The 10,838-nt window shown below is 46.3% G+C and carries 8 protein-coding genes, 1 tRNA gene and 1 rRNA gene; all 10 read left to right on the top strand.

What is annotated here, in order from left to right; all coding sequences use genetic code 11:
• Nucleotides 1-456 precede the first annotated feature (456 nt).
• The 10 genes from H9Q79_RS00650 (at nt 457) to H9Q79_RS00695 (ending at nt 10,830) form a co-directional block, all read left to right on the top strand.
• Nucleotides 457-3,353 (top strand): 23S ribosomal RNA (locus H9Q79_RS00650).
• Nucleotides 3,354-3,476: 123 nt separating this feature from the next.
• Nucleotides 3,477-3,548, top strand: a tRNA-Asn gene (locus H9Q79_RS00655).
• Nucleotides 3,549-3,781: 233 nt separating this feature from the next.
• Complete coding sequence (locus H9Q79_RS00660; protein ID WP_249328981.1) at nt 3,782-4,027, top strand: hypothetical protein; 246 nt, start codon at nt 3,782-3,784, stop codon at nt 4,025-4,027.
• A 114-nt stretch (nt 4,028-4,141) separates the two neighbouring features.
• Nucleotides 4,142-5,005, top strand: a complete 864-nt coding sequence (locus H9Q79_RS00665; protein WP_118647374.1) for an RNA polymerase sigma factor — start codon at nt 4,142-4,144, stop codon at nt 5,003-5,005.
• Nucleotides 5,002-5,685, top strand: a complete 684-nt coding sequence (locus tag H9Q79_RS00670) for a DUF2461 domain-containing protein (protein WP_118647372.1) — start codon at nt 5,002-5,004, stop codon at nt 5,683-5,685. The genes H9Q79_RS00665 and H9Q79_RS00670 overlap by 4 nt, the downstream gene beginning before the upstream one ends.
• 398 nt (nt 5,686-6,083) lie before the next feature.
• A complete protein-coding gene (locus H9Q79_RS00675; protein ID WP_118647370.1) occupies nt 6,084-6,632 on the top strand; it encodes a DUF3795 domain-containing protein in 549 nt (182 codons plus the stop codon).
• 64 nt (nt 6,633-6,696) lie between these two features.
• A complete protein-coding gene (gene vanR, locus H9Q79_RS00680; protein ID WP_118647368.1) occupies nt 6,697-7,383 on the top strand; it encodes a VanR-ABDEGLN family response regulator transcription factor in 687 nt (228 codons plus the stop codon).
• A 58-nt stretch (nt 7,384-7,441) separates the two neighbouring features.
• Nucleotides 7,442-8,518: a vancomycin resistance histidine kinase VanS gene (gene vanS / locus H9Q79_RS00685; protein WP_249329678.1), complete on the top strand. Its 1,077-nt coding sequence runs from the start codon at nt 7,442-7,444 to the stop codon at nt 8,516-8,518.
• 126 nt (nt 8,519-8,644) lie between these two features.
• Complete coding sequence (locus H9Q79_RS00690; protein ID WP_249328982.1) at nt 8,645-9,694, top strand: D-alanyl-D-alanine carboxypeptidase family protein; 1,050 nt, start codon at nt 8,645-8,647, stop codon at nt 9,692-9,694.
• A 230-nt stretch (nt 9,695-9,924) separates the two neighbouring features.
• A complete protein-coding gene (locus H9Q79_RS00695; protein ID WP_249328983.1) occupies nt 9,925-10,830 on the top strand; it encodes a C39 family peptidase in 906 nt (301 codons plus the stop codon).
• Nucleotides 10,831-10,838: the final 8 nt, after the last annotated feature.

A 10,838-nucleotide genomic window follows, 5' to 3' on the forward strand; every position in this document is an offset into this window, starting at 1 on the left:
CAGCGGGGAAAGGTCCACTGAAACCCATGGTTTGAGAGAACCTCAGAACCGTTCACAGCGGGGAAAGGTCCACTGAAACCCAACAGACGGGAACCTCATGAACCGATGGTTCATTTGGTCATGGCGTTGCACGCCAATGTCTGAAAAAACAAATCTGCTTAGTCATGCGAGCATGCCACGCAGCTCCGTTTTTTCAACCGCTCCCGTACAGACGTACCTTGAAAACTGCATACACAATAATCTATATCCAAGCGTAATAACGTAAAGAGATAGGAAAGACATCCGAGGCGTTACGAAAGTAACGTTATCAAACCAGAAGTCCAGGAGGCTGCGAAGGAGAGATCTGAGGCAGGCGACTGGCAGCCGCACCCTTTGCCAAAGGGGTGGGGAAAATGCAATTCATGAACGAGAAAACCCAGAAGCCCACGCTAGGGTGGAAGGGAGGCCGAAAGAAAAGGTCAAGCATGAAGGGCGCAGGGTGGATGCCTAGGCACTGAGAGCCGATGAAGGACGTGACAAGCTGCGAAAAGCTTCGGGGAGGAGCAAATATCCATAGATCCGGAGATATCCGAATGGGGAAACCCCTATGAGAAGACCTCATAGATCCATACGCCAATCCATAACGTATGGAGGGGAACCCGGGGAACTGAAACATCTAAGTACCCGGAGGAAGAGAAAGAAACATCGATTTCCTAAGTAGCGGCGAGCGAAAGGGAAGGAGCCCAAACCGTGATGCATGCATCGCGGGGTTGTGGACTGCCGCAAGGGACTGTGAATGATAGGGGAATGGTTTTGGGAAAGCCAGCCAGAGAGGGTGAAAGCCCCGTAGACGAAATCAGGAACAGCCCGGCAGGATCCAGAGTACCACGGGACACGGGAAACCCTGTGGGAAGCAGGGGGGACCACCCCCCAAGGCTAAATACTCCTCAGTGACCGATAGCGCATAGTACTGTGAAGGAAAGGTGAAAAGGACCCCGGGAGGGGAGTGAAAGAGAACCTGAAACCCTGTGTCTACAAGCTGTGGAACCACGATCATGCGTGGAACCGCGTACTTTTTGTAGAACGGTCCGGCGAGTTGCCGTCTCTGGCAAGGTTAAGCAGCAGAAGCTGCGGAGCCGAAGGGAAACCAAGTCTTAAGAGGGCGAAGGAGTCAGAGCAGGCAGACCCGAAACCGGGTGATCTACCCATGTCCAGGCTGAAGCTGCCGTAAGAGGTAGTGGAGGGCCGAACGCACATCCGTTGAAAAGGGTGGCGATGAGGTGTGGGTAGGGGAGAAATTCCAATCGAACCCGGAGATAGCTGGTTCTCCTCGAAATAGCTTTAGGGCTAGCCTCGGTCAAGATTTGCGGAGGTAGAGCACTGAATTCTTAAGGGGGCGTCAAAGCTTACCAAGAGATATCAAACTCCGAATGCCGCGTAATTGATGACCGGGAGTCAGACTGCACGAGATAAGTTGGGCAGTCAAAAGGGAAAGAGCCCAGACCTGCAGCTAAGGTCCCAAAGTGCGTGTTAAGTGGAAAAGGATGTGGGATTTCAAAGACAACCAGGATGTTGGCTCAGAAGCAGCCACACATTCAAAGAGTGCGTAATAGCTCACTGGTCGAGAGGTCCTGCGCCGAAAATGTCCGGGGCTGAAACACGACACCGAAGCTCAGGATGTTCCGAAAGGGGCATGGTAGAGGAGCATTGAAGGCGTAAAGAAGCAGTACCGTAAGGAGCTGTGGAATGCCTTGAAGAGAGAATGCCGGAATGAGTAGCGAGAGAGAGGTGAGAATCCTCTCGGCCGAATATCTAAGGTTTCCAGGGTAAAGCTGATCTGCCCTGGGTAAGTCGGGACCTAAGGCGAGGGCGAAAGCCGTAGCCGATGGACAGCAGGTTGAGATTCCTGCACTGCAGTAAAACAGAACTGTGGGGACGTATGTGGAAAGCACGGGCGCGGAGTGGAAAGCCGCGTGCAAGCGAGGTAGGTGGCCGGAAGGCAAATCCGCCGGCCAAGCCGAAGACGTGATGCGGACCGAAATATAGTAGGGAAGCGTGTGAGCCATGTACCAAGAAAAGCCGCTATTGCTTTTACTGTACCCGTACCGTAAACCGACACAGGTGGATGAGGAGAGAATCCTAAGGCCGACGGAAGAAGCATTGTTAAGGAACTCGGCAAAATGGCCCCGTAACTTCGGGAGAAGGGGTGCCTGCGAGAGCAGGCCGCAGAGAATAGGCTCAAGCAACTGTTTAGCAAAAACACAGGTCTATGCGAAACCGAAAGGTGAAGTATATGGGCTGACGCCTGCCCGGTGCTGGAAGGTTAAGAGGAGAGGTTAGCCGAACGGCGAAGCTTTGAATTTAAGCCCCAGTAAACGGCGGCCGTAACTATAACGGTCCTAAGGTAGCGAAATTCCTTGTCGGGTAAGTTCCGACCCGCACGAAAGGCGTAATGATTTGAGCGCTGTCTCGACAATGCATCCGGTGAAATTGAAGTACCAGTGAAGATGCTGGTTACCCGCGCCAGGACGGAAAGACCCCATGGAGCTTTACTCCAGTTTGGTACTGGGATTCGGTATTGCATGTACAGGATAGGTGGGAGGCTATGAAGCGGTGACGCCAGTTGCCGTGGAGCCAATGTTGGGATACCACCCTTGCAGTATTGGGTTTCTAACCTGCGCCCGTGAACCGGGCGGGGGACAATGCCAGACGGGGAGTTTGACTGGGGCGGTCGCCTCCGAAAGGGTATCGGAGGCGCCCAAAGGTTCCCTCAGGATGGTTGGAAACCATCCAGAGAGTGTAAAGGCAGAAGGGAGCTTGACTGCGACACCGACGGGTGGAGCAGGTACGAAAGTAGGGCTTAGTGATCCGGTGGTATTAAGTGGGAATGCCATCGCTCAACGGATAAAAGCTACCCTGGGGATAACAGGCTTATCACTCCCAAGAGTTCACATCGACGGAGTGGTTTGGCACCTCGATGTCGGCTCATCGCATCCTGGGGCTGTAGTAGGTCCCAAGGGTTGGGCTGTTCGCCCATTAAAGCGGTACGCGAGCTGGGTTCAGAACGTCGTGAGACAGTTCGGTCCCTATCCGGCGTGGGCGCAGGATATTTGAGAGGAGCTGTCCTTAGTACGAGAGGACCGGGATGGACGGACCGCTGGTGGACCTGTTGCAGCGCCAGCTGCATGGCAGGGTAGCCAAGTCCGGAAGGGATAAACGCTGAAGGCATCTAAGCGTGAAGCCCCCCTCAAGATGAGATATCCCATTCTAAGAAGAAGTAAGACCCCTTGAAGACGACGAGGTAGATAGGGCAGAGGTGGAAGCGCAGCAATGTGTGGAGCTGACTGTTACTAATCGGTCGAGGGCTTGACCAGAAGAAGGCAGGCGTTCAGAGAAAAGCAGGGGAAAAGATGAAAGATTGTGTATGCGGTTTTGAAGGTATGTCCTTCAATTTCATAACCCATGGATCTGCTGAAGGGCGGAAGAAATGGAAGTGTTCCTCGATAGCTCAATGGTAGAGCATTCGGCTGTTAACCGAAGGGTTGTTGGTTCGAGCCCAACTCGGGGAGTTAAGAATAAACCCGTAAATCCTGTCATTTACGGGTTTTCTTTAACTCACAGAGCTTCTTGCAGGGGCGAACCCCATAATATGTAATTGCGCGGCTGTAAAATGATTATAAAGTTCGATAGTAAATAAAGGCTGTCGGACTTTTTTGTTTTATAATTTAGCAGCGCTGATATAGGAGAAATAATTTTGGTAGATACATATGGGGAAGATAAAAATACAGGAGGTTTGCTATGATTGATAAAATACCTAATATTGTATTTTCCCATGCTGATTTTTTCCGGGGCCACGCTTCCATTTGAGGTCATGCCTGAATTTGTACAGAGATTCGTCGGCGTTTTTCCTATGATCCAGGGCATTCAGCTCATGAAAGCGACATTTCTCGTACTGCCGTTAGAGCATGCAGGGCTGCCGATTGTGATCATGCTTGATGTCACCCTGGTCTGTGGGGGGATTGCGGTCAAATGTTTCAAGTGGGAGTAGATTGCGAAATAGTGAAAGATGCGGCAAAGTCTGCCGATAAAATTTAAAAAGAATAAAAATAAACTGTCACAAACTGTTGAAACCGTTGTCTAACTTAATAGGAGGTATAAATCTATGAAAAAAATAAATGAAGAGATGACAGAATTAATTGACAAAGCCGTCGCAGGAGATAAAGAGTCCCTTGAATTGCTTATCAAAAATATTCAGGACATGGTTTTCAATCTCTCACTGCGTATGCTGGGCACCTTTTCCGATGCCGAAGACGCCGCCCAGGATATTTTGTTTAAGGTGGTAACCCATCTCTCCTCATTCCGGAAAGAAAGTTCATTTTCAACATGGGTGTTTCGTATTGCTTCCAATCATTTAACGAACTATAAGAAGCATATGTTTGCCCAGTTTCCGCTGAGCTTTGAATTCTACGGGGACGATATTGAAAATGCGGACACACAGGATATTCCGGATCTGACACAGAATGTTGAAAATTCGATTTTGGCAGAAGAACTGAAAATGTCCTGTACGAATGTCATGCTGCAATGTCTCGATCCGGAAAGCCGCTGTATCTTTATATTGGGGACAATGTTCAAGCTTGACAGCCGCATTGCAGGAGATATCTTAGGGATATCCCCGGAAAATTACCGGAAGAGATTTTCCAGGATACGCAGAAAGATGGCAGATTTTCTTTCGCAATACTGCGGAGAATACGGCCTCGGAAAGTGTAAATGCAGAGACAGAGTAAACTATGCGATTCAAAATCACCGTATCAATCCATCGCAGTTGGATTTCACAGCTGCAGCGGTTATTAGCGTGGAACAGATGATTGAGGTGAAAAATGCTATGGAAGAAATCGATGATTTGTCGCAGCAGTTTTCATTCTGTAAATGTTATGAGTCGACAGATAAAGTAAAACAGTATTTTGAGGATTTTTTGAATTCTACTGTTACAAATACAGTTATGGAAGCACATAGGAGGAAGCTGTGAATACCCGGATAATCATGGAATATTTATCGGAGCTCGAAAAAAACAACAACAGAGAGTGGTACCATGCCCATAAAAAGGAATATAAAGAGGCAAATGCACAATTTGAGGATTTCTTACAGGAATTAATTTTTGAAATCGGCAAATTCGACAGCAGTATTATACATAATATTCCAAAGAACCTTACCTTTAAACTGGCGCGGGATACGCGCTTCAGCAATGATAAGTCGCCATATACCCCTGCGTTCCGCGCACATATTTCGGCTAAGGGAAAGCTGCCCGTTCCGGTTGGATATTACATTATGATCAGACCGGGGAACAATTCGTTCCTGGGAGGAGGCCTGTTTGCAGATATGTTTAAGGATGCAACGACTATGGTAAGGGATTATATTGTGTCCCATGAGGATGAATGGAACGCTGTCATTCGCGACCAGGAGTTCTCGGAAATTTTTACCGTCAAGGGAACTACTTTAAAAAATGTACCGAACGGTTATGATAAAGAACACAGCCAGGCCGAGTTTCTGAAAATGAAGAGCTGGTATCTGGAACATCCGCTTTCTGATGAGGAAATATGTGATTCTGAGAAATTATTCTTGCAAGCGGTTAAAATGTTTCAAATGATGAAGCCATTTAACGATTACTTGAACAAAGCTCTTATAGAATTTGAAATGCCGAAAAGGTAAAATTCCCACACCCAGGCGTCCGCACAGCACTCAGCCGTGCGGACGCTGACAGTTTCAAGCGCTAATGCACCCCTTCTCAGAGCTGGTATTTTTATATACCCGGTCAATAGTGCCTTGTTATTATTGATTTTTAAAAAAAAATTTTCTATAATAATTTTGTTATAGTAGACATTTGTTTGAAGAAGAAACAGTTATCTGAAAACCGGAACGCTGCATGTCGGTCACGAGCTGTTTTGATATGATTTAAGAGCAATTTATACCAATGTAAGGAATAGAAATGTGGAATGCAGTAAGTGTAAAGAAAAAATAGGATGATTAGCCATCGGTGAAGTGGATATATAATTAGGAACAGTACATGTTAGTTGAAAGTATGAAGACAAGCTGTTTCGGGAGGAGCCATGAAAGGATTTAACCGGCAAAATCAATTATTTTCCTTATGTGGATTGAATTGTGGGTTATGCCCCATGTTTTTATATAAATATTGCCCTGGATGCGGCGGTGGTGAAGGAAATCAGTCGTGCAAGATTGCGAGATGCAGCATGGAACATAATGGTGTAGACTACTGTTTTCAGTGTGGTGAATATCCCTGTTTCCAATATAAGCACATGGACGATTTTGATTCCTTTATAACGCACCGCAATCGCAGGGCTGATATGGAAAAGGCCAGACGGTACGGAATAGAAGCTTACAACGAGGAACAGGTGGAAAAGGCAAAAATACTGGATGCACTTCTGTCCGGCTTTAATGACGGACGCAAAAAAACTCTCTATTGTGTTGCAGTCAATCTTTTAGACCTGCAAGAGCTGCGGGAGGCACTCAGGCAGATTGTGAGCAGAGCTGATCTGGAAACGCTGGCGCTAAAAGAGAAAAGTGCTTTTGCTGCGGGGTTGCTGCAGGCTGCGGCAGCAAAAAATCATATAGACTTGAAGCTGCGCAGGAAAAAATGATGTAAGCCGGCGGCGTGCTGCCGTTGGTTGATAAAGGTATTGGATATAGCAAGGAGTAAAGACAATGAATGAACGAATCCTGGTGGTTGATGATGAGAAAGAATTAGCCGACTTAGTGGAAGTTTATCTGAAAAACGATGGGTATACAGTTTATAAATGTTATAATGGCATGGATGCGCTGAAGTGCATTGAAACAGTTGAGCTGCATTTAGCCATATTAGATATCATGCTCCCGGATATTGACGGCCTGCGGATCTGCCAGAAAATCCGGGAAAAATTCTGTTTTCCGGTGATTATGCTGACAGCAAAAGTGGAAGACGGGGATAAAATCATGGGGCTCTCTATTGCTGACGATTATATTACGAAACCATTTAATCCACTTGAAATGACTGCCAGAGTGAAGGCACAGCTAAGGCAATATATGCGGTACAGCCAGCCTCATAATGAAAGGAGCGAATACGATATAAGAGGCATGACGATCAGCAAGAACAGCCATAAATGTATCTTGTATGGAAAAGAGATTCAGCTGACGCCGACTGAGTTTTCTATTCTCTGGTATCTGAGTGAAAATCAGGGGAAGGTTGTTTCAACGGAAGAGTTATTTGAAGCCGTATGGGGAGAAAAATATTTAGATAACAATAACACTGTTATGGCGCATATCGGACGTCTTAGGGAAAAAATGCAGGAAAGAGCCAAAAACCCTAAATTCATAAAGACTGTATGGGGAGTGGGATATACCATTGAAAAATAGAAAAAGCATCCATAGTGAAGATGACTATTTACTTTTTAAAAACAGATTATCTATTAAAATGCTCCTGATGATTGGGGGCGCCATTTTAATCATAGGTGTTGTTTATCTGTTGGTAATAAAAGATAATTTTGCAAATGCTGCTGTAGCCATTTTAGACCGTTTGATCTACCATGACCGGGAGGAAGCGACGTTTGCTTATTTGAGAACCTTCAAAGCATATGAAATATGGCTTTTCCTGATAGCATTTTCAGGTGTGCTGTTTATCATTTTCCGCCGCTATCTGAACAGTATTTCAAAATATTTTAAGGAAATTAACCGGGGGATTGATACATTGGTCAGTGAGGATGACAGAGATATAGCTTTGCCGCCGGAACTGGCTTCAACGGAGCGGAAGATCAATTCTATAAGGCATACTCTGATGAAACGGAAATCGGACGCCGAGCTGGCAGAGCAGAGGAAAAATGATCTTGTGATGTATCTGGCCCATGATTTAAAGACCCCGCTTTCATCGGTCATAGGATATTTAACCCTGTTAAGGGATGAAAAGCAGATATCCGGTGAACTCAGGGAACGGTATCTGTCCATATGCTTGGACAAGGCAGAGCGCCTGGAGGATTTGATCAACGAGTTTTTTGAAATCACACGGTTTAACCTTTCAAACATTACGCTTGTATACGGAAAGATCAATCTGACGAGGATGCTTGAGCAGCTGGCATATGAGTTTCAACCGATGCTGGCCGGGAGAAATCTGGACATTGCGTTTGACATTCAGGCAGACATTATGTTATCGTGCGATGCAGACAAGCTGCAGAGGGTGTTCGATAATCTGCTGCGCAACGCCGTCAGCTACTGTTATGATAATACAAGCATCAAGATATCGGCTGCACAAATAGAAGATCATGTACTGATTAAAATAATGAATGAAGGCGATACGATTCCACAGGAGAGACTGGAGAGAATATTTGAGCAGTTTTATCGTTTGGATATGTCCCGAAGTTCAAGAACCGGCGGGGCCGGCTTAGGGCTTGCGATTGCAAAGGAGATTGTCGGGCTTCATCACGGCCAGATCATCGCTCATAGCGAAAATGGTCTTACCTGTTTTGAGGTTACTCTGCCTCTCGTAGGAAAATCGTAAGTAATTCCGTATGAAATCATATGTTATCCGCAATGGAAAGAGAAAACAAAGATCGCTCCACTCTGATATTCTGTATATAGGGGGAGCGATCTTTGTGTTACTTTCAGAAAGGAGTTAAGGATAGCAATGATAAGCTACAATAATAATGACTATGATAAAAAGAGCAGACGGAAACAGGTGAAGAGGAGAAGGACTTTTCAAAGAGCTGTCTGTATCATACTCTGTTTATTCATGGGAGCTGCAGTCTTTGGAGCTGTGAGTCTGATCAGTGTCGGTAAAGAAGCTTCCCCTCCAGGCAAAAGGAGTGCAGAAAACACCGGAGGATTTTCTCAAATGAATGGCAGGCAGAGTGGGAGGGTTTCTGCCAATGCTAATCAGAATAATTTGATTTCAGCGGATATCACAGCAGAAAACGCAATTGTGATAAATACAGGAACGGATACTGCGTTATATCAGAAAAACAGCACTGACGAAGTTGCGCCTGCCAGTACAGCTAAGATGATAACAGCGTTAACCGCGCTTGATTACTGCGCTCCGGAAGACGAATTGACAGTAGGTGGGGAAATTGAAATGATCCAAGAGGATTCGTCAAGGGCATGGCTCACGCGGGGGGATATTCTGACCGTCAGACAACTTCTGATTGCACTCATGCTTCCTTCCGGTAATGACGCAGCTTATACGTTGGCTGTTAATGCCGGAAAGAGCATCGCAGGAGATAATAGTCTGACAAATAAACAGTCCGTAGATATATTTATGGGTAAGGTGAATGAGAAAGCCAGAGCACTGGGTGCAGAAAAATCTAATTTTGTAGTCCCTGACGGGTATGATGCTGAAGGGCAGTATACCACGGCTTATGACCTCGCTGTCATTGCAAAAGCATGTCTGGATAATCCCACCATTTCGGAAATTGTGGCAAGCTATACGTCCTATGAAAAATGGGTGAACGGCAGGGAAGTTACTTATAACAACACAAATGAACTTCTTAATCCGGACAGCCAATATTATCGTCCTGAGGTAATCGGCCTAAAAACCGGGAATAGCAGTCTTAGCGGCGCCTGTCTTATTTCGGCAGCGGTTATTAACGGAGAAACTTATATCTGCGTAATGATGAGATCTACTAAGGATGCCAGGTTTCAGGACAGCGTTGATATTTATGATGAAATTAAGAACCAATAAAACTGCCGCGGCAAAGATAGTTAATTACGCCATTTATCTTTTTGGTCTCGCGGAGATTTTCAGAAATCCCAAATGATGGTAATTACCGGTCAGACCGGATGATTTTGCATTTTTCTTGCATTTTTTTGATGACTTTTTGTGCAGCTGTATGAGAGGATGTAAGTACCGGCCAGACAAGCAATTATTCGTATGGAAAAGGGAGTGCCTCATTGGAGAAGAGAAGAGCATATATGGGAAAAGGTTATAAAAGAAAAGCCATGAAAAGAAAAAGGCGGATTGTGAGATGGGCGATTATAGGGGTTCTGGGGGTAGTCCTGGTATTTACCTTTAATCGGGGGGCCGAAGGGAGGAGCGGTATTCTGAATTCCGGCATAAAAGGTGAAAAGGCATCCGCCTATATAGATTTGCAGCCTGTCCAGGCGGGAGAATGTGATCCGGAGATTTTGGGAAAACTGCAGGACATGGCAGGGAATGACGACAAGGTGAAGAAATTGCTGGAGCAGATGGATCAGTATCCGGAAGGGATATTGGAGATGGTTGCTAATAACCTGGAAACTATTGATTTTGCTCTGGATTATCCAGAAAAGAAGAATATGGCTCCGGCTGACACCATTGGAGAAATTGAACGGGGAGAGATCCCGGAGCTGCTGCAATGGGATGAGCGCTGGGGTTATTCAAGCTACGGGGACGGAGTTCTGGGCTACACCGGATGCGGTCCTACAGCTCTCTGCATGGTGATTGCGGGACTGACGGGGGACAGCAGCGTAACGCCCAGCCAGATTGCAAGGTTTGCGGATGAGAATGGGTACTATGCAGAGGGCCAGGGAACCTGCTGGAGTCTCATGACGGAAGGCTGCAAGAACTTTGGCGTCCAGGGAAGGGAGCTGGGTCTGGATAAGAATCTGATATATGCGGAGCTGGAAGCCGGGAACCCTATCATCTGTAGCATGAAGCCGGGAGACTTTACGACTAAAGGCCATTTTATCGTACTTACAGGGGTAGTGGATGGTAAGATTCAGATTAATGATCCGAACAGCATGGAGAGGAGCAGCCGTCTGTGGGATTATGGGACTATAGAGTATCAGATTAACAATCTGTGGACATTTTCAGCCATCTGGGGTGGTATGAGTGGATAGATAGCTGG

Source organism: Wansuia hejianensis (assembly GCF_014337215.1).
GTDB lineage: Bacteria > Bacillota > Clostridia > Lachnospirales > Lachnospiraceae > Scatomonas > Scatomonas hejianensis.

Coding starts and splice junctions, on each gene's coding strand:
- H9Q79_RS00665 (WP_118647374.1), top strand. CDS start 4,142: ATGAAAAAAATAAATGAAGAGATGACAGAATTAATTGACAAAGCCGTC.
- H9Q79_RS00675 (WP_118647370.1), top strand. CDS start 6,084: ATGAAAGGATTTAACCGGCAAAATCAATTATTTTCCTTATGTGGATTG.
- vanR (WP_118647368.1), top strand. CDS start 6,697: ATGAATGAACGAATCCTGGTGGTTGATGATGAGAAAGAATTAGCCGAC.
- vanS (WP_249329678.1), top strand. CDS start 7,442: ATGCTCCTGATGATTGGGGGCGCCATTTTAATCATAGGTGTTGTTTAT.
- H9Q79_RS00690 (WP_249328982.1), top strand. CDS start 8,645: ATGATAAGCTACAATAATAATGACTATGATAAAAAGAGCAGACGGAAA.
- H9Q79_RS00695 (WP_249328983.1), top strand. CDS start 9,925: ATGGGAAAAGGTTATAAAAGAAAAGCCATGAAAAGAAAAAGGCGGATT.